This is a genomic window from Streptomyces sp. NPDC058525, assembly GCF_042719495.1.
GTDB lineage: Bacteria > Actinomycetota > Actinomycetes > Streptomycetales > Streptomycetaceae > Streptomyces.
In genome coordinates, this window is sequence record NZ_JBHXNP010000099.1 from 1 (window position 1) to 18,456 (window position 18,456).

The 18,456-nt window shown below is 71.2% G+C and carries 20 protein-coding genes; 10 read left to right on the forward strand and 10 right to left on the reverse strand.

Annotation, left to right across the window (positions count from 1 at the left end):
* Nucleotides 1-115: 115 nt before the first annotated feature.
* From ACFWP3_RS33420 to ACFWP3_RS33440, 5 genes are all read right to left on the reverse strand, one after another.
* Entirely contained in the window at nucleotides 116-1,240 is a 1,125-nt protein-coding gene (locus ACFWP3_RS33420) for a GuaB3 family IMP dehydrogenase-related protein (RefSeq protein WP_362582920.1), read from the reverse strand.
* 66 nt (nucleotides 1,241-1,306) lie between these two features.
* Nucleotides 1,307-1,573, reverse strand: coding sequence for a hypothetical protein (locus tag ACFWP3_RS33425; RefSeq protein WP_384228613.1), 267 nt, complete (start codon nucleotides 1,571-1,573; stop codon nucleotides 1,307-1,309).
* Between the two features lie 48 nt (nucleotides 1,574-1,621).
* The gene (guaB, locus tag ACFWP3_RS33430; RefSeq protein ID WP_384228617.1) at nucleotides 1,622-3,121 is read right to left on the reverse strand and encodes an IMP dehydrogenase; all 1,500 of its coding nucleotides are present in this window, start codon (nucleotides 3,119-3,121) and stop codon (nucleotides 1,622-1,624) included.
* A 135-nt stretch (nucleotides 3,122-3,256) separates the two neighbouring features.
* Entirely contained in the window at nucleotides 3,257-3,886 is a 630-nt protein-coding gene (locus ACFWP3_RS33435; RefSeq protein WP_266574431.1) for a sigma-70 family RNA polymerase sigma factor, read from the reverse strand.
* Nucleotides 3,887-4,172: 286 nt separating this feature from the next.
* Nucleotides 4,173-4,784 carry a response regulator transcription factor gene (locus tag ACFWP3_RS33440; protein ID WP_003948568.1) on the reverse strand — a complete coding sequence of 204 codons (612 nt, stop codon included), beginning with the start codon at nucleotides 4,782-4,784 and terminating at the stop codon, nucleotides 4,173-4,175.
* A 389-nt stretch (nucleotides 4,785-5,173) separates the two neighbouring features.
* Here ACFWP3_RS33440 and ACFWP3_RS33445 point away from each other — a divergent pair, with 389 nt between their 5' ends.
* Nucleotides 5,174-5,500, forward strand: a complete 327-nt coding sequence (locus tag ACFWP3_RS33445; RefSeq protein WP_069921560.1) for a WhiB family transcriptional regulator — start codon at nucleotides 5,174-5,176, stop codon at nucleotides 5,498-5,500.
* Between the two features lie 124 nt (nucleotides 5,501-5,624).
* Here the strand turns inward: ACFWP3_RS33445 and ACFWP3_RS33450 are convergent, their stop codons facing one another.
* A complete protein-coding gene (locus tag ACFWP3_RS33450) occupies nucleotides 5,625-6,524 on the reverse strand; it encodes a LysR family transcriptional regulator (RefSeq protein ID WP_384228621.1) in 900 nt (299 codons plus the stop codon).
* Nucleotides 6,525-6,612: 88 nt separating this feature from the next.
* On the opposite strand from ACFWP3_RS33450, the gene ACFWP3_RS33455 reads away from it, so the two are divergent.
* From ACFWP3_RS33455 to ACFWP3_RS33465, 3 genes are all read left to right on the forward strand, one after another.
* Nucleotides 6,613-7,299 carry an MOSC domain-containing protein gene (locus tag ACFWP3_RS33455; protein ID WP_384228694.1) on the forward strand — a complete coding sequence of 229 codons (687 nt, stop codon included), beginning with the start codon at nucleotides 6,613-6,615 and terminating at the stop codon, nucleotides 7,297-7,299.
* 31 nt (nucleotides 7,300-7,330) lie between these two features.
* Nucleotides 7,331-8,104, forward strand: coding sequence for an SDR family NAD(P)-dependent oxidoreductase (locus tag ACFWP3_RS33460; RefSeq protein WP_384228624.1), 774 nt, complete (start codon nucleotides 7,331-7,333; stop codon nucleotides 8,102-8,104).
* An 80-nt stretch (nucleotides 8,105-8,184) separates the two neighbouring features.
* Complete coding sequence (locus tag ACFWP3_RS33465) at nucleotides 8,185-8,874, forward strand: ester cyclase (RefSeq protein ID WP_384228627.1); 690 nt, start codon at nucleotides 8,185-8,187, stop codon at nucleotides 8,872-8,874.
* A gap of 66 nt (nucleotides 8,875-8,940) precedes the next feature.
* Here ACFWP3_RS33465 and groL read toward each other — a convergent pair whose 3' ends face one another.
* Both groL and groES read right to left on the reverse strand, forming a co-directional pair.
* On the reverse strand, nucleotides 8,941-10,569 hold the full coding sequence (gene groL, locus ACFWP3_RS33470; RefSeq protein WP_384228629.1) for a chaperonin GroEL: 1,629 nt from the start codon (nucleotides 10,567-10,569) through the stop codon (nucleotides 8,941-8,943).
* Between the two features lie 133 nt (nucleotides 10,570-10,702).
* Nucleotides 10,703-11,011 (reverse strand): co-chaperone GroES, encoded by a 309-nt coding sequence (groES, locus tag ACFWP3_RS33475; RefSeq protein ID WP_007265952.1) that lies wholly within the window; start codon nucleotides 11,009-11,011, stop codon nucleotides 10,703-10,705.
* Between the two features lie 257 nt (nucleotides 11,012-11,268).
* Between groES and ACFWP3_RS33480 the strand changes: the two genes are divergently transcribed.
* From ACFWP3_RS33480 to ACFWP3_RS33505, 6 genes are all read left to right on the forward strand, one after another.
* A complete protein-coding gene (locus tag ACFWP3_RS33480; RefSeq protein ID WP_384228632.1) occupies nucleotides 11,269-11,943 on the forward strand; it encodes a hypothetical protein in 675 nt (224 codons plus the stop codon).
* Between the two features lie 49 nt (nucleotides 11,944-11,992).
* A complete protein-coding gene (locus ACFWP3_RS33485) occupies nucleotides 11,993-12,430 on the forward strand; it encodes a DUF6234 family protein (protein WP_384228635.1) in 438 nt (145 codons plus the stop codon).
* A gap of 103 nt (nucleotides 12,431-12,533) precedes the next feature.
* Complete coding sequence (locus ACFWP3_RS33490; protein ID WP_384228638.1) at nucleotides 12,534-13,214, forward strand: response regulator transcription factor; 681 nt, start codon at nucleotides 12,534-12,536, stop codon at nucleotides 13,212-13,214.
* Nucleotides 13,207-14,616: a sensor histidine kinase gene (locus ACFWP3_RS33495; RefSeq protein ID WP_384228640.1), complete on the forward strand. Its 1,410-nt coding sequence runs from the start codon at nucleotides 13,207-13,209 to the stop codon at nucleotides 14,614-14,616. Before ACFWP3_RS33490 ends, ACFWP3_RS33495 begins: the two co-directional genes overlap by 8 nt.
* A gap of 121 nt (nucleotides 14,617-14,737) precedes the next feature.
* Nucleotides 14,738-15,973 (forward strand): LCP family protein, encoded by a 1,236-nt coding sequence (locus ACFWP3_RS33500; RefSeq protein WP_384228643.1) that lies wholly within the window; start codon nucleotides 14,738-14,740, stop codon nucleotides 15,971-15,973.
* The gene (locus ACFWP3_RS33505) at nucleotides 15,961-17,379 is read left to right on the forward strand and encodes an FtsW/RodA/SpoVE family cell cycle protein (RefSeq protein ID WP_384228647.1); all 1,419 of its coding nucleotides are present in this window, start codon (nucleotides 15,961-15,963) and stop codon (nucleotides 17,377-17,379) included. The genes ACFWP3_RS33500 and ACFWP3_RS33505 overlap by 13 nt, the downstream gene beginning before the upstream one ends.
* Nucleotides 17,380-17,416: 37 nt before the next feature.
* Here ACFWP3_RS33505 and ACFWP3_RS33510 read toward each other — a convergent pair whose 3' ends face one another.
* Nucleotides 17,417-17,872, reverse strand: coding sequence for an NUDIX hydrolase (locus ACFWP3_RS33510; RefSeq protein ID WP_384228698.1), 456 nt, complete (start codon nucleotides 17,870-17,872; stop codon nucleotides 17,417-17,419).
* Nucleotides 17,869-18,441 (reverse strand): GntR family transcriptional regulator, encoded by a 573-nt coding sequence (locus ACFWP3_RS33515; protein WP_384228650.1) that lies wholly within the window; start codon nucleotides 18,439-18,441, stop codon nucleotides 17,869-17,871. Before ACFWP3_RS33515 ends, ACFWP3_RS33510 begins: the two co-directional genes overlap by 4 nt.
* Between the last annotated feature and the right edge of the window lie 15 nt (nucleotides 18,442-18,456).

The window sequence follows — 18,456 nt, forward strand, 5'->3', positions numbered from 1 at the left end:
TTTGTTAAAACCCCACCGCCCATCCGGCACACCCACGCCCCCCCCCCCCCGGGGTCCGCGGGCGGGCCGCCCCCCCGCGGGGGGGGCCGGCCCTCCGGCGTACGTACGGGAGCCGTCAGCGGCTGTGCTGCGAGTCCGCGACCGTGACCTCGACCCGCTGGAACTCCTTGAGCTCGCTGTAGCCGGTGGTGGCCATCGAGCGGCGCAGCGCGCCGAAGATGTTCATCGAGCCGTCCGGGGTGTGCGACGGGCCCGTGAGGATCTCCTCGGTGGTGCCGACCGTACCCAGGTCGACCTTCTTGCCGCGCGGCACGTCCTCGTGGACGGCCTCCATGCCCCAGTGGTTGCCCTTGCCCGGCGCGTCCGTCGCGCGGGCCAGCGGGGAGCCCATCATCACGGCGTCGGCGCCGCAGGCGACTGCCTTCGGGATGTCGCCCGACCAGCCCACGCCGCCGTCGGCGATGACGTGCACGTAGCGGCCGCCGGACTCGTCCATGTAGTCGCGGCGGGCCGCGGCCACGTCCGCGACGGCGGTCGCCATCGGGACCTGGATGCCGAGCACGTTGCGCGTGGTGTGCGCCGCGCCGCCGCCGAAGCCGACCAGGACGCCCGCGGCGCCGGTGCGCATCAGGTGCAGGGCCGCGGTGTAGGTGGCGCAGCCGCCCACGATGACCGGGACGTCGAGCTCGTAGATGAACTGCTTGAGGTTCAGCGGCTCGGCGGCGCCCGAGACGTGCTCGGCGGAGACGGTGGTGCCGCGGATCACGAAGATGTCCACGCCCGCGTCCACGACGGCCTTGGAGAACTCGGCGGTGCGCTGCGGGGAGAGCGCGGCGGCGGTGACGACGCCCGAGTCGCGCACCTCCTTGATGCGCTGGCGGATCAGGTCCGCCTGGATCGGGGCGGAGTAGATCTCCTGGAGACGGCGGGTCGCGGCCTGCTCGTCCAGCTCGGTGATCTCGTCGAGCAGCGGCTGCGGGTCCTCGTAGCGGGTCCACAGGCCTTCGAGGTTCAGCACGCCGAGGCCGCCGAGCTCGCCGATGCGGATCGCGGTCTGCGGGGAGACGACCGAGTCCATGGGGGCGGCCAGGAAGGGGAGCTCGAAGCGGTACGCGTCGATCTGCCAGGCGATCGAGACCTCCTTCGGGTCCCGGGTACGCCGGCTCGGGACGATGGCGATGTCGTCGAACGCGTACGCCCTGCGGCCGCGCTTGCCGCGCCCGATCTCGATCTCAGTCACGTGTGGTGGCCTTTCCTCTGGGTCTGCCCGTCCAGTATCCCCGACGGGCGGACCAAAGGCTCTCGGTCACTCCTCCACAAGGACCTGGGTGAAGTCGACGACGTGTACGACGAGCACCAGCAGGAGTCCGTCGCTGACGAGGTACTCGATGCCGATGTTCGGCGTCAGCGCCAGGGAGCGGGTCGCCTCGTCGCCCGAAACCGCTATCGAGATCTTCGGCCGGGGGTCCTGGGCCAGGACGGAGAGGCCCCGCTCCAGCAGCGCGCGCCGCTCGGGCGGCAGCCCGTCACGGATGCGGGCCGCCTCCTCACTGAACTTCACCGCGTAGAGCATCAGACCCCCCTGTTGGAGCAACTGTCATGGATCAGCCGATCGTACCCGTCAGCCCTTGCGGCTGTAGTTCGGTGCTTCGACCGTCATCTGGATGTCGTGCGGGTGGCTCTCCTTGAGGCCCGCCGAGGTGATCCGCACGAAGCGGCCCCGGTCCTGGAGCTCGGGAACCGTGCGGCCGCCGACGTAGAACATCGACTGGCGCAGGCCGCCGACGAGCTGGTGCACGACCGCGGAGAGCGGGCCGCGGTAGGGCACCTGGCCCTCGATGCCCTCGGGGATGAGCTTGTCGTCGCCGCCCACGCCCTCCTGGAAGTAGCGGTCCTTGGAGAAGGAGCGCTGGTCGCCGCGGGACTGCATCGCGCCGAGCGAGCCCATGCCGCGGTACGACTTGAACTGCTTGCCATTGATGAAGAGCAGCTCGCCCGGGGACTCCTCGCAGCCCGCGAGCAGCGAGCCGAGCATCACCGTGTCGGCGCCCGCGACCAGGGCCTTCGCGATGTCGCCGGAGTACTGGAGGCCGCCGTCGCCGATCACCGGGACGCCCGCGGCCTTGGCGGCGAGCGAAGCTTCGTAGATCGCGGTGACCTGCGGGACGCCGATGCCGGCGACGACGCGGGTGGTGCAGATGGAGCCGGGGCCGACGCCGACCTTGATGCCGTCGCAGCCGGCGTCGATCAGCGCCTGGGCGCCGTCGCGGGTGGCGACGTTGCCGCCGATGACGTCGACGGAGGAGTTCGACTTGATCTTGGCGACCATGTCGCCGACCAGCCGGGAGTGGCCGTGCGCGGTGTCGACGACGATGAAGTCGGCGCCCGCCTCGATCAGGGCCTGGGCGCGGTCGTACGCGTCACCGGCGACGCCGACGGCCGCGCCGACCAGCAGCCGGCCGTCCTTGTCCTTGGCGGCGTTCGGGTACTTCTCGGCCTTGACGAAGTCCTTGACCGTGATGAGGCCCTTGAGGATGCCCGAGTCGTCGACCAGCGGAAGCTTCTCGATCTTGTGGCGGCGCAGCAGCTCCATGGCGTCCACGCCCGAGATGCCGACCTTGCCCGTGACCAGCGGCATCGGGGTCATGACCTCGCGCACCTGGCGGCTGCGGTCCGACTCAAAGGCCATGTCGCGGTTGGTGACGATGCCGAGCAGCTTGCCCGCCGGGTCGGTGACCGGGACGCCGGAGATCCGGAACTTCGCGCAGAGCTCGTCGGCCTCGCGCAGTGTCGCATCGGGGTGCACCGTGATCGGGTCGGTGACCATGCCGGACTCGGAGCGCTTGACCAGGTCGACCTGGTTGGCCTGGTCGGCGATGGAGAGGTTGCGGTGCAGTACGCCGACGCCGCCCTGGCGGGCCATCGCGATGGCCATGCGGGCCTCGGTGACCTTGTCCATGGCGGCGGACAGCAGGGGGACGTTCACCCGGACGTTGCGCGAGATGAGGGAGGAGGTGTCGATCTCGTCCGGGGCCATGTCCGACGCGCCCGGCAGCAGCAGCACGTCGTCGTAGGTCAGTCCGAGCGTGGCGAATTTGTCGGGCACTCCGTCGGTAGTCATGACACCTTCCCAAATGGTCTTGCTCAGCGCGGATGTCCATGCTAACGGGATCCCGCAGCGTCTCATTCCACGAGCCAGACCGATCGGAAGTTTCGTTGTTTCCTACGATGAACCGCCGGACGGGTCCAGCGGCTCCTACTGCTCGGCGAGCGCGCGCAGCCGGCTGAGGGCCCGGTGCTGGGCCACCCGTACCGCCCCCGGCGACATCCCGAGCATCTGCCCGGTCTCCTCGGCGGTCAGCCCGACGGCCACCCGCAGGACGAGGAGCTCGCGCTGGTTCTCCGGCAGGTTGGCGAGGAGCTTCTTGGCCCAGGCCGCGTCGCTGCTGAGCAGCGCCCGCTCCTCGGGGCCGAGCGAGTCGTCGGGCCGTTCCGGCATCTCGTCGGACGGGACGGCCGTGCTGCCGGGGTGCCGCATGGCGGCCCGCTGCAGGTCGGCGACCTTGTGCGCGGCGATGGCGAAGACGAAGGCCTCGAAGGGCCGCCCGGTGTCCCGGTAGCGCGGCAGGGCCATCAGGACGGCGACGCAGACCTCCTGCGCCAGGTCCTCCACGAAGTGGCGGGCGTCACCCGGGAGCCGCGACAGCCGGGTGCGGCAGTAGCGGATCGCGAGCGGGTGAACGAAGGCGAGCAGGTCGTGCGTGGCCTGCTCGTCGCCCTCCACCGCCCGGCGTACGAGCGCGCTGACGGCTCCGGCACTGCCGCCCTTGGCGGCGCCGGTCGGGCCTGTGGCCGCGGGTGACCCCAGGGCCTCGTCGTCGCGCATCAATCCATGGTGCCTTGGCGCCGGAGGTTCCGTGGCACCACGGCCGGTTTCGTGCATCGAAGCGTTATGAGCGGGTGCGCCGGAACTCATGGTCTGCACCCTCCCCTCCCGCTCGCCGGATGATCCCCAGGACGGGGATCCCACATTTCCAAGAATGCGGCACACCCTCAAGGATGCGGCATCGCGCACGAAGCGACACGTCCCCCGGATTGTGCCCCGCCAATCCCCGGGTGCGCACCGGGTACGACGGGGCTCACGGTCGTCGGACCGGGCCGTGACCCGAGGGTCAGCGGACCAGGCCCCAGCGGAAGCCGAGCGCGACGGCGTGTGCCCGGTCCGAGGCGCCGAGCTTCTTGAACAGCCTGCGGGCGTGCGTCTTGACCGTGTCCTCGGAGAGGAAGAGCTCGCGCCCGATCTCCGCGTTGGACCGGCCGTGGCTCATGCCCTCCAGCACCTGGATCTCGCGCGCGGTGAGCGTGGGCGCGGCGCCCATCTCGGCCGAGCGGAGCCGGCGCGGGGCCAGTCGCCAGGTCGGGTCGGCGAGGGCCTGGGTGACCGTGGCCCGCAGTTCGGCGCGCGAGGCGTCCTTGTGCAGGTATCCCCGGGCGCCGGCGGCGACCGCGAGGGCCACGCCGTCCAGGTCCTCGGCGACCGTCAGCATGATGATGCGGGCGCCGGGGTCGGCCGAGAGCAGCCGGCGGACCGTCTCGACACCCCCCAGCCCGGGCATCCGTACATCCATCAGAATCAGGTCGGAGCGGTCGGCACCCCAGCGGCGGAGGACTTCCTCGCCGTTGGCAGCCGTCGTCACACGCTCGACGCCGGGCACGGTGGCAACCGCGCGGCGGAGCGCCTCTCGGGCAAGCGGGGAGTCGTCGCAGACGAGGACGGATGTCATGACCGCCCTCCGCAGCTGCTGATGCGCGTCACCTTGAGCCTCCAGGCTGGTACGTATCGTCACCTGTGCGGTCGATGCCCCCGGACACCTGTCCGAGAACTTATTGGTTCAACCGCCTTCGCACTCTCAACGATGGTCACTCGAAAGAGTTACGGGTCGGACGGACACCTTCGGCACTCTACGTGAGGAAGCGAACACGACACGGACGCCACAAGGCAACTGTCCTCCATCTGGAGCTATGCCCTATTTGGCGGCTTTTCTTCCGTTTGGCACGTGTCTGAGGCTAGATTCCCAATGAGTCATATTTACATCTACTCCGACAGTAGGTGTGGAGACCCTTGGAGACATGGACCGTATCCGCCTCAGTACCGGCACCAAGAGGACTACCAATGGCAGATTTCTCCCGCCTCCCCGGACCGAACGCCGACCTCTGGGACTGGCAGCTGCTCGCCGCCTGCCGCGGGGTCGACAGCTCCCTCTTCTTCCACCCGGAAGGCGAGCGGGGCGCGGCCAGGAGCGCGCGCGAGGCCTCGGCTAAAGAGGTCTGCATGCGATGCCCGGTCCGCGCGGAATGTGCCGCGCACGCGCTCGCCGTCCGCGAGCCCTACGGAGTGTGGGGAGGGCTGACGGAGGACGAGCGGGAGGAGCTGATGGGCCGCGCGCGCCACCGCCTGATCCCCGCGTCCAGCGCGATCGGACCGATCACGCCCCACTGAACAGGCGAACAAGCACACGAAGGAACGTTCCTTCGATCCATCGCGCCCACCGGGCGCGCCGGGGTCCGGGGTCCGGGGCGCAACATCACGCGTTCGGCCGTACGTACCTGCCAGAGACGTACGGTCAGCGCGTGGCGGCCCGCTCCAGCTCGGCCAGGGTGGCGGCGACGGCCGGCACCCGGGCCAGGTCGGGCAGGGTCAGCGCCACGACCTCCCGCTCCACGGCCGGCTCCACGGCCACCGTGCTGACGCCCTTGGCCCGTACGGACTCCACCGCCAGCTCCGGCAGCACGGCGACGCCCAGCCCCGCCCCCACCAGGCCGACGACCGCCGGGTAGTCGTCGGTCGCGAAGTCGATCCGCGGGGTGAAGCCCGCGGATTCGCACACCTCCACCAGATGGCGGCGGCAGCGCGGACAGCCCGCGATCCACGGCTCGTCCGCCAGCTCCGCCATGCCCACGCGCTCCGCCCCGGCCAGCCGGTGGCCCTCGGGGACCAGTCCGACGAGCCGGTCGGTCAGCAGCGGGCGCACCACCAGGTCCTCCCACTCCGCGGCGGATCCGGCCGACCCGCCGTAGCGGAAGGCCAGGGCCAGGTCGCAGTCGCCCTCGCGCAGCATCTCCACCGAGCGCGGCGGTTCGGCCTCGACCAGGGAGATGCGGGTTCCCGGGTGCTCGGCGCGCATCGCCGCGAGCGCGGTGGGCACCAGCGTGGAGCTGCCGCTGGGGAAGGACACCAGCCGGACCCGGCCCGCGCGCAGCCCGGCGATGGCCGCGACCTCCTCCTCGGCCGCGGTCAGCCCGGCCAGGATCCCCGCGGCGTGCCGGACCAGGGCCTCGCCGGCCTGGGTCAGCCGCATCTCGCGGCCGGTGCGGATGAGCAGCGGGGTGCCGGCCGACTGCTCCAGCGCCTTCATCTGCTGGGAGACGGCCGGCTGGGTGCAGCCGAGCTCGCGGGCGGCGGCGGAGAAGGACCCGGTCCCGGCGACAGCGCGCAGAACACGGAGATGACGTGCCTCGATCACCCCTTGAGCATAAGCCCAGCTTTGACCGCCGAGCGAATATCCCCTCGCCGCTTTGGGGCTGCTCGGCTAGTTTGCTTTCATGGGCGCCATGCATCTGATCTCCGTGAACCTCGGCCGCGCCACGGCCGTCGACTACGCCGACGCGGAAAGCGGGCTGACCGGCCACGGCAAGCGCCCGGTCCCCGGACCGGTCCGGGTGGTCGCGCCCGGCGACAAGGCCACCGGCCTGGGCAGCGGCCTCGAAGGCGACGCCGTCTGCAACCGGCGCCACCACGGCGGCGACCACCAGGCCGTCTACGCGTACGCCCGCGAGGACCTGGACCTGTGGGAGGCGGAGCTCGGCCGCGAACTGCCCGCCGGTCTGTTCGGCGAGAACTTCACCACCTCCGGCATCGACCTGAACACCGCGCGCCTCGGCGACCGGTGGCGGGTGGGCGCGGACCTGGTCCTCGAAGTGGCCTCGGCCCGCATCCCGTGCCGGACCTTCCAGGGGGTCCTCGGCGAGAGCGCCTGGGTCAAGCGGTTCACCCAGGAGGCACGGCCGGGCGCGTACTTGCGGGTGATCGAGGAGGGGACGGTCTCTCCGGGCGACGGCATCGAGATCATCCACCGTCCGGAGCACGACGTGACGGTGCAGCTGTGGTTCCGCGCCTTCACCACCGAGCGCGCCCTGCTGCCGCGCACCCTGGCGGCGGGCGCGGCGATGGAGCCGGAGGCCCATGACCGGGTGCGGCAGTACCTGGAGAAGTACGGGGCCGGGGACGGGGCGAGGTAACGCCGTCACCCGGGGCGGCTAGGTTGCGCCTATGACGACTGCGTTGATTACGGGATCCACGGCGGGCATCGGCGCCGCCTTCGCCCGGCGGCTCGCCGCCCAGGGCCACAACCTGGTGCTGGTGGCGCGTGACACCAAGCGGCTGGGCGAGCAGGCCACCGAACTGCACGACCGGCACGGCATCGAGGCCGAGGTGCTGGCCGCCGACCTCTCCACGGAGGAGGGCATCGCGGCGGTCGAGCGGCGGCTCGACGACCGCACCCACCCGGTGGACCTGCTGGTCAACAACGCGGGCTTCGGCAACAAGGGCCGCTACCTCGAGGTCTCCATGACCGACGAGCTCACCATGCTCAAGGTGCACATCGAGGCGGTGCTGCGGCTGACCTCGGCGGCGACCGGGTCGATGCGCTCGCGCGGGCGCGGCGGCGTGATCAACGTGGCCTCGGTGGCGGCGTTCGTACCGCGCGGCACCTACGGGGCGAGCAAGGCCTGGGTCGTGCAGTTCACCCAGGGCGCGGCGCGGGACCTGGCCGGGTCCGGGGTGCGGCTGATGGCCCTGTGCCCCGGCTTCGTGCGCACCGAGTTCCACCAGCGCGCCGGCATGGGCACCGACAACATCCCCGGCTGGATGTGGCTCGACGCCGACAAGCTGGTGGCCGCGGCCCTGGCGGACCTGGCGCGCGGCAAGACGGTGTCGATCCCCGATCCGCGGTACAAGGCGCTGATGGGCGTGGTGAAGCTGACGCCGCGCGGGCTGCTGGGCGGGGTCTCGTCCCGGACGGGCCGCAAGTACGGACCCCAGTAGCCCGTTAACTCGCCGGTAAACCCGCCGAATGGGTGAAATCTCCCTAAAATGGACGTGTCCCATCCAGCCCGGGAGACGCCATGACATTCGTACAGATAATCGATTACAAGACCAGTCGGCAGGACGACCTCAACCAGCTGCTCGACCGGTACGTCTCGCAGAGCCAGGGCAAGCGCACCGTCACCCACAGCATCGTGGGCAAGGACCGCGAGAACGAGAACCACTACGTGGACGTGGTCGAATTCCCCTCGTACGAACAGGCCATGAGGAACTCTCAGCTCCCGGAGACGGACACGATGTTCCAGGAGATGGTGGCGCTGTGCGAGGGGATGCCGACCTTCACCAACCTCGACGTGGTCCGCGACGAGAACATCAACAAGCACATGGTGAACCGGATGTTCGACGAGTGCCTCACGAAGGGGAACCTCGACGTCCTCGACGAGATGATGGCGCCGCAGTACGTCGACCACGACACCATGAAGGACGCTCCCGTCATCGGACGGGACGCCGTGCGCGCGGACATCACGGCCTGGCGCGACGCCTTCGACTACCGCTTCACCACCGACGCGCAGCTGGCCGAGGGCGACTACGTCACCACGGTGTGGAGCTGGGCCGGAACCCACAAGGGCGAGTTCCAGGGCATCGCCCCGACCGGCAAGAAGTGCACCATGACCGGCACCACGACGTTCCGCTGCGAGGACGGGATGATCGCGGAGGGCTGGTGGCACCTGGACGCCATGGGCCTGATGCGCCAACTGGGCGCCATGTAGCCCCGCACACACGGGAAGGCCCCGTCCCGCGGATGCGGGACGGGGCCTTCCGAGCGCGGTGCCCGATCAGTGGCTGTGGCCGTGACCGTGGCCGTGGCCCGCGTCGCCCTCTTCCTCGGCCGGCTTCTCGACGACCAGGGTCTCGGTCGTGAGCAGCAGGGAGGCGATGGACGCGGCGTTCTCCAGCGCGGAGCGGGTGACCTTCACCGGGTCGATGACGCCGGCCTTGACCAGGTCCCCGTACTCGCCGGTGGCGGCGTTGAAGCCCTGGCCCTTCTCGAGCTCGGCGACCTTCGAGGTGATGACGTAGCCCTCGAGGCCGGCGTTCTCGGCGATCCAGCGCAGCGGCTCGACGGCGGCGCGGCGCACGACCGCGACACCGGTGGCCTCGTCGCCGGTCAGGCCGAGGTTGTCCTCGAGGACCTTGACGGCGTGGACGAGCGCGGAGCCACCGCCGGAGACGATGCCCTCCTCGACCGCGGCGCGGGTCGCCGAGATGGCGTCCTCGAGACGGTGCTTCTTCTCCTTGAGCTCCACCTCGGTGGCGGCGCCGACCTTGATGACGCAGACGCCGCCGGCGAGCTTCGCCAGGCGCTCCTGCAGCTTCTCGCGGTCCCAGTCGGAGTCCGTGGACTCGATCTCGGCCTTGATCTGGTTGACACGGCCGACGACCTCTTCGTGGCTGCCGCCACCGTCGACGATGGTCGTGTCGTCCTTGGAGATCGTGACGCGGCGGGCGGAGCCCAGTACGTCCAGACCGGCCTGGTCGAGCTTGAGGCCGACCTCCTCGGCGATGACGGTGGCACCGGTGAGGGTGGCCATGTCCTGAAGCATCGCCTTGCGGCGGTCGCCGAAGCCCGGGGCCTTGACGGCCACCGCGTTGAAGGTGCCGCGGATCTTGTTGACGACGAGGGTGGAGAGCGCCTCGCCCTCGACGTCCTCGGCGATGATCAGCAGCGGCTTCGAGGCGCCGGCCTGGATGACCTTCTCGAGCAGCGGCAGGAGGTCCTGGATGGAGGAGATCTTGCCCTGGTTGATCAGGATGTACGGGTCGTCGAGGACGGCCTCCATACGCTCCTGGTCGGAGACCATGTACGGCGAGAGGTAGCCCTTGTCGAAGGCCATGCCCTCGGTGAACTCGAGCTCCAGGCCGAAGGCGTTGGACTCCTCGACGGTGATGACACCGTCCTTGCCGACCTTGTCCATCGCCTCGGCGATGAGCTCGCCGACCTGCTGGTCCTGCGCGGAGAGCGCGGCCACGGCGGCGATGTCGGACTTGTCCTCGATCGGGCGGGCGGTCGCGAGGAGGTCCTCGGACACGGCCTTGACCGCGGCGTCGATGCCCTTCTTCAGGGCGGCCGGGGACGCGCCCGCGGCGACGTTGCGCAGACCCTCGCGGACCAGCGCCTGGGCCAGCACGGTGGCGGTGGTGGTGCCGTCGCCCGCGATGTCGTTGGTCTTGGTCGCCACCTCCTTCACGAGCTGCGCGCCCAGGTTCTCGTACGGGTCGTCCAGCTCGACCTCGCGGGCGATGGTGACACCGTCGTTGGTGATGGTGGGGGCGCCGAACTTCTTGTCGATGACGACGTTGCGGCCCTTGGGGCCGATCGTCACCTTGACCGTGTCGGCAAGCTTGTTGACGCCGCGCTCGAGGGCGCGACGGGCGTCCTCGTCGAACTTCAGAATCTTCGGCATGGGAGCGGTTCAGTCCTCTCGTTGCGATCGGCCGCTCACCGCGACCGCCACCGCCTGGAACGAACTACGCCCCTCGCCGCCCGGCATCAGCAGGGTGACCAGGGGCGCAGCTCAAATCAAAACTTGAAGCGAATTACTTCTCGACGATCGCGAGCACGTCGCGAGCCGAGAGGACGAGGTACTCCTCGCCGCTGTACTTCACTTCGGTGCCGCCGTACTTGCTGTACAGCACGATGTCGCCGACGTTGACGTCCAGCGGGAGACGCTGGCCGTCCTCGAAGCGGCCCGGGCCCACGGCGAGGACGACGCCCTCCTGGGGCTTCTCCTTCGCGGTGTCCGGGATGACCAGGCCGGAGGCCGTGGTCTGCTCGGCGTCGAGCGGCTGGACCACAATGCGGTCCTCGAGCGGCTTGATGGCAACCTTGGAGCTGGCGGTCGTCACGATCCGACCTCCCCCTTCGGAGATCCGGGGTTAACTGTCTGAGGTGGCGACCAGGTCGATCCGTCGTCGCGGGTGCCGGACCTGCCTGTCGCTGTGTTGGCACTCACCGGTGGCGAGTGCCAGGTGCGACACTATTCCGGCGATTAGCACTCGGTCAAGCGGAGTGCCAATTCTCGACGGCGGGCGTTGCGGCGGAGCGGCCCGCGGAACCGGCGAAAACCCGGCGCACGGGCGTTCGATCTCATTACTCTCCCGCCATGACCAGGACAAACTCCGGCGTGCGTCCGCGCCACCTCCTACCGATCGCCGTCGGCCTGGCGGCCGGGATCTACATGCTGTCGGGCTCCGTTCCGCGGCTGGCGGCCCAGGTGGCCGGGGTGGAGGGCACCTTCCTCGCCTCGCGGTGCGTGGCGGAGCAGGACTCGGACGGGGACGAACACTGGATGTGCGAGGGGTCGTTCGCGGCCGGCGACGGATCGTTCACGATCCCGCGGGTCGAGGTCGACACCAGTTTCGACACCCGGCCGGACGGGCCGCGGACGGCCTTCGTCCTCGGGCCGTCCGCCGATACGGCCGTACAGCCCGGCGTGTTCGTCTGGCTGGGGCCCGGGGCGGTGGGGGTGCTCTCGCTCGTGTTCCCGGTGTGGGCCGTGGGCGCGGCCTCCCGGGACGCGCTGGCGCGGAGGCGGGGGCGGGCCTCGGGGGCGCCGGGGGCGCCGGCCGCGGGAGCGTCCGGGGCGCCTCGGGTGTCCGGGGCGCCTCGGGTGTCTGGGGCGCCTCGGGTGTCTGGGGCGCCTGGGGTGTCTGGGGCGTCGGCTGCGGGACCGGGATCGGGGGCGCCGGCGGCAGGGCCGGGACCGGAGGGGGCGCACGGCTCTGAGGGGGTGCACGGTGCCGGAGCCTCGGCCGCGCGGGCGCAGGGCACGCGCTGAGTATCCGTACTCAGGCGTCCGGCCGCGTCCCGGCCCGACACTGCGGGGCATGACGACACAGCCTCGGCAGCCCCTCCACTGGGCGGCGGACCTCGTGCTGGCCCTCTTCACGGGCGCCTTGGCGGCCGCGGTCCTGGTCGCGGGCGTCCTGTGGGCCGCCCTCACGGAGTTCGGCCTGATCGCACCTTACGTGCCCGAGGATTCCCACTGGCAGGGCGTGCCGCTGAGCTTCGAGGCGTACGCGTTCCTCGGCGTGATGTGCTGCGTGTGCGCCGCGGCCGCCTTCGGGTTCGGCCGGCGGCGCGCGTGGTTCTCGGTGGCCGTGCACGGTGCGCTCTGCGCCTTGGTCGCCGGGGTGCTGCTGATGATGGCGAGCACCTCGTACCGGGGAGCGTCCCCGCAGGAGACCCACCCCGACCCGGCCTCCACGCGCTCGGGCCACATGTGCCGCAGCGGCGGCGACAGCAGCGAGTGCCCGGGCGGTTGAGGCGGGGAGCGAAGCGGGAGCGGGCCGGCGGCTAACCGGGCAGCGAACCGGCGGCGAACCGGGGCGATTCCGGCACCTCGGCCCGATATGTGACGCTTGAGCCGTGCGCATCCTCGTGGTCGAAGACGAAGAAGGCCTCGCCGACTCCCTGCGGCAAGGCCTGTCCGCCGACGGGCACCTGGTCGAGGTCGCGCACGACGGCCACCGCGGCCTGGACCTCGCCCTCGCCGGCGGCCCGTACGACGTGGTCCTCCTCGACCTGATGCTGCCGGGCATGAGCGGCTACGAGATCTGCACCCGCATGCGCGCCCACGGCGACACCACCCCGGTGCTGATGCTGACCGCCCGGGACGGCGAGTACGACGAGGCCGAGGGTCTGGACTCGGGGGCCGACGACTACCTCACCAAGCCGTTCTCCTTCGTGGTCCTCGCCGCCCGGATCCGGGCGCTGGCCCGCCGCGCGGGCGCCCCGGACCGCAGCACCCTCCAGGCCGGCGACCTCCTCCTCGACCCGCAGGGCCGCCGCTGCCGCCGCGGCTCCCACGACATCGAGCTCACCGCCCGCGAACTGGGCGTACTGGCCTGCCTGATGGAGCAGCCCGGGCGGGCCGTCGCCAAGCAGGACATCCTCGACGAGGTCTGGGACACCCCGCACGGCATCGACCCGAACATCGTTGAGGTGTACGTCTCCTCGCTGCGCCGGAAGATCGACGCGCCGTTCGGCCGCCGCTCGATCCTCACCGTCCACGGGACCGGCTACCGGATGGCCCCGGACGGTGGCTAGTACCGTCCGCGCGCGTACGGCGATGGCCGCCGCCCTCGCGATGGCCGCCGTCCTGGCCACCGGGGGCCTGTGGCTGTACGCCCTGCTGCGCGCCAACCTGCTCGACAACACCACCGGCCGGACCGAGCTCGCCGCCCGCAAGGTCGCCGCCCAGGTCGACAGCCGGACTCTGCCGCCCGGCGGGCGGCTGCCCGCGCCCGAACGCGGGGTGGACCTGGTCCTCGTACGGGACGCCCAGGGGCGCACGGTGGCGACCAGCGGCGATCCGGCGGATGTCCCGGACCTCGGGGACCTCGGCGGGCTGGGGCCCGGGGGCGGATCGGGCGGGGGCTCAGGCGGAAGTGGTTCGGGGGAGGACTCGCGGTCGGCCGTGCTGCCGCCCGCCCGCCCCGGCGGGGAGCGGCGCGTGGCGGTCGCGGTGGAGGCGGCCGGTCCGCCGGGCGCGCACGACCCGCACACCGTGTACGCCGTGACCGTGCTCGGCGACGTCGACGACGCGACCGGGGCCGTCGCGGTCGGGCTGCTGGCGGGCGCGCCCCCGCTGATCGCCTTCGCCGCGGCCCTGGCCTGGTGGGTGACCGGGCTCGCGCTGCGCCCGGTGACCGCCATCCGCAACGAGCTGGAGGCGGTCACCGCGAGCGAGCTGGACCGGCGGGTTCCGGACCCGGGCGGGGCGGACGAGATCGCGCAGCTGGCCCGTACCGTCAACGGCACCCTGGACCGGCTGGAGCGCGCCGACGCCCGGCAGCGGCAGTTCACCGCGGACGCCTCGCACGAGCTGCGCAATCCGCTGGCCGCCGTCCGCTCCCGGCTGGAGGTGGCCCTGGCCATGGACCGCCCCGACCGGGAGTCGGTGGCGGCCGCGCTGGCCGACACCGAGCGGCTCCAGCGGATCGCGGCGGACCTGCTGCTGCTGGCCCGCCTCGACGGCGGGCCGCGGCCGCGGAGCGAGCCGGTCGACCTGGCGCTGCTGGCCGCGGAGGACGTGGCGCGCCGGGGCGGCCCCCGGGTGGCGCTGCGGCTGGACGCGCGTTCGCCCGTACCGGCCGCCGGAGACCCGGCGCGGCTGGAGCGGGCGCTGGCCAACCTCGTGGACAACGCCCTGCGGTACGCGCGCGCCGAGGTGGTGGTGCGGGCGGCGGCGGACACAGCGGGCGGACGCACCTGGGCGGTGCTGGAGGTCACCGACGACGGTCCGGGGATCCCGGAGGCGGACCGGGACCGGGTGTTCGAGCGGTTCGTACGGCTGGACGCGGACCGGGGCCGGGCCAGCGGCGGGACGGGGCTCGGCCTGGCCATCGCCCGGGAGATCGCGCGGGCGCACGGGGGCGACGTACGGGCACTGCCGGCGCCGGGGCCCGGCGGGGGCGCGCGGCTGGTGCTGCGCATCCCGTGCCGCTAGCGGCGGCGCCTTCGGCGTCTGCGACGCATCCGTCCCCTCCGGCGCATCCGTCCCCTCCGGCGCATCCGTTCCCTCCGGCCCTCAGGATTCCTTCAGCGTCCCTGCCCCACCATCGACAGGCATGAGCGCGCACCGGAGGAAGACGACTGCCCCAGGCCACCGGATCTCCCGTCGACGGCGGCTCGGCCGCACCCTGCTGATCACCGGCTGCGCGCTGGCGGTCATGGCGGGCGGCGGCGCCTGGTACCTGTACCGGGACCTGGCCTCCAGCATCGGCAGCTCCAAGGCCCTGGAGGGCGCGGAGAAGTCGAAGTACGGCGATGTGAACGTCCTGCTCATGGGCCTGGACAGCCGCAAGGACCAGAACGGCGAGGACCTGCCGGACGACGTGCTGGACAAGCTGCATGCCGGCAGTTCGGACATCGGCGGCTACAACGCGAACACCCTGATCCTGCTCCACGTACCCGGCGACGGCAGCCCGGCGAAGGCCTTCTCGATCCCGCGCGACGACTTCGTCGACATAGCGGGCCACGGCAAGGACAAGATCAAGAAGGCCTACGGGCTCGCGAAGGAGAAGAAGCAGGAGCAGCTCGTCGCGCAGGGGGTCGGTGATCGCCGACAGCTGGAGCGCGAGGGCCGGGAGGCGGGGCGCAAGGCGGAGATCGAGACGGTGCGGAACTTCCTGGGGGTGCCGATCGATCACTTCGCCGAGCTGAATCTGGCCGGTTTCTACCACCTCGCGGACGCGCTGGGCGGGGTACCGGTGTGCCTGAACAAGCCGGTGAAGGACCGGTACTCCGGCGCCGACTTCCCGGCCGGCCCGCAGACCCTGAACGGCCAGCAGTCGCTCGCCTTCGTACGCCAGCGGCACGGCCTGGCCAGGGGTGACCTGGACCGGACGAAGCGGCAGCAGGCCTTCCTCGCGGGCGCGACGAAGAAGCTGAACTCGGCCGGGACCTTCACCGACCCGGTCAAGCTGATGAAGCTGGTCGAGGCCGCGAAGCAGGACGTGGTGACGGACGAGGGGTGGGATCTGCTGTCGTTCGTGAAGCAGGCGAAGAACCTGTCCGGCGGGAAGGTGCAATTCACGACACTCCCCATCGAGGGGTTCGGAAGGAACCATGGGGAGGACATCAACGTCGTAGATGATATGAAGATAAAGCGCCTCATTGCCGAGCAGATCGGGCCGAAGGCCCCTCCGAGCCCGAGCGCACCGGGCGCCGCTTCAGCCTCGGCGGGGGCGCAGTCGAAGTCCGCCGCCCCCGGACCGTCCACACCGCCCAGCTCTCCCGAGTCACCCGCCCCCACGTCCACGTCCGGCTCGACGGACGGTGGCGGCATCCCGTGCGTGGACTGAAACCCCTGACGTCGGCGGGCTCGCGCCGCCGCACCGAGGCGCTGCTGCTGGTCTTCGTCGTCGTGATCGCCGTTTTCGGCCATGCCAACGCCGGCCTCGCGATGAACGGCGAGCTGCCGCCGAACCTGACCGGCTTCACGATCAGCATGACGCTGCTCGCGCTGGTCGGGCACCTGGGCATCCGCCGGTTCGCGGCGTACGCGGACCCGCTGATCTTCCCGCTGGCCATGCTGCTGACCGGGTTGGGGCTGGTGCTGATCCACCGCCTCGACCAGGGGTACATCGAGCGCTACGACTCGGCGGCGAACGCCCCGGACCAGCTGATGTGGACGGTGATCGGCGTCGCCGCCTGCATCCTGGTGGTCGCCCTGCTGCGCGACCACCGGCTGCTCCAGCGGTTCATCTACATCACGATGGCCGTCGCGCTGGTGCTGCTGATCGCCCCCGCCTTCTTCGGTGCGGACACGTACGGCGCGAAGCGGTGGATCATCCTCTTCGGCTTCTCGCTGCAGCCGGGCGAGTTCGTGAAGATCATGATCGCGATCTTCTTCGCGGGCTATCTGGTCATCCACCGGGACTCGCTGGCCCTGACGGGCCGCAAGTTCCTCGGGATGCGGCTGCCCCCGATGCGGCAGCTGGGACCGATCATCACGGTGTGGATCGTCTCGATGCTGGTGCTGGTCTTCGAACGCGACCTCGGCACCTCGCTGATCTTCTTCGGCGTCTTCGTGGTGATGCTGTACGTGGCAACCGAGCGCACCAGCTGGATCGTGTGCGGCCTGCTCATGGCGGCGGTGGGCGCGTTCGCGGTGGGCTCGACGGAACCGCACGTCAAGGCGCGCGTGGCGGCGTGGCTCAACCCGCTGTCGTACTACTGGGACAAGCCGCCGCCGGGGGTCACCTCGGACCAGTCGGCGCAGGCGCTGTTCAGCTTCGGCACCGGCGGCATCTCCGGGACGGGCCTCGGCATGGGGCACCCGGAGCTGATCAAGTTCGCGGGCCGCAGCGACTTCATCCTGACCACGGTCGGCGAGGAGCTCGGCCTGGCCGGGGTGATGGCGGTCCTGATCCTGTACGCGCTCCTCGTGCAGCGGGGGCTGCGGATGGCGCTCGGCGCCCGCGACCCCTTCGGCAAGCTGCTGGCGGTGGGCCTCGCCTCGGCGCTGGCCCTCCAGGTCTTCGTGGTCGCCGGCGGCGTCACGGGCCTGATCCCCCTGACGGGCAAGGCCCTGCCGTTCCTGGCCAAGGGCGGCTCGTCCCTGCTGGCCAACTGGATCATGATCGCCCTGCTCCTGCGCATCAGCGACAGCGCGGAACGCCAACGCGAGGCGGACGCCCGCGGCCCGGCGGAAACAACGATCACCCCGATGGCCACAACGGACCTCGCCCGCACGGGAGCCGACTGACCTGGTTTGGGGGGGCTCGGGGGGCGGGCCCGACGCGTCAGCGGACGACGGGTCCGTGTCCGGCACGCCAATCGCTGATGCGTTTGCGGATGCTGGGCACCATCGGCAGACCGTCAACGGCATCGGGGGCGAACCACGCCACCTCGAACGACTCGTCCGACACCCGGAGGCTGCCTCCGATGGGTCGGGCAGTGAGGCAGATCGAGAATTCCTGCCGGACCTCGCCGTCGTCGTAGGCGAAGACGTGTCCCGGGTCGGTGTACGTCCCGACGATCCCGGTGATCTCGACGGTGATGCCGGTTTCCTCGAAGGTCTCCCGGACCGCGCAGTCGCCGATGGACTCCCCCAGTTCCATCTTGCCGCCGGGCAGCGCCCACATGCCGTTGTCCGTGCGTCGCTGCAGCAAGACCCGGCCGTCGTCATCGACGACGACGGCGGAAGCCGCGGGCACCAGACTGTTCGCACCCGGCAAGGGACCGCTCACGGCGGTCAGGCGTCGAAGTCGTATTCCAGGACGTAGGAGGCGGAGTCGAGGGTCATCTCGTTCACTTCGACGGCCCGCCCTCCTTCGGCGTACGCGGTGCGCACGATCTGGATGACGGGGGTGCCCAGCGCGAGCGCCAGGCGCTCGGCCTCCGCCGCCGAAGGCATGCGGGAGCGGACCTCCTCCCGGAAGTGGACCGGCGCGTGGCCCAGTTCGGCCAGGCGCGCGTACGTCCCGCCGGGGCCGGAGTCGGGCTGGGTGATCGCGGATGCGGCGACGATGTCGGAGGGCAGGTGCGAGGTCGCGAACAGCACCGGCTTGCCGTCGAGCACGAACCGTCGACCCCGCACCCAGACCGGCGCACCGGGCGACACCCCGAGGGCATCGGCAACGCCCTCGCTCGCCGCCTCTTCCCGGACGTCGACCTGATCGACGACGAGCTCACGCTCTCCGGTATCGGCGGCCCAGATCGACCGGCCGGACCCCCACTGCTCCTGCGCCAACCTCTGGATCCCGCGCCGCCGCAGGGGCCGGACGCCGACGCCGTCGCGCGCCTCCGCGAGGCCTTCGTCCGTCATGAAGCGATCACCCCT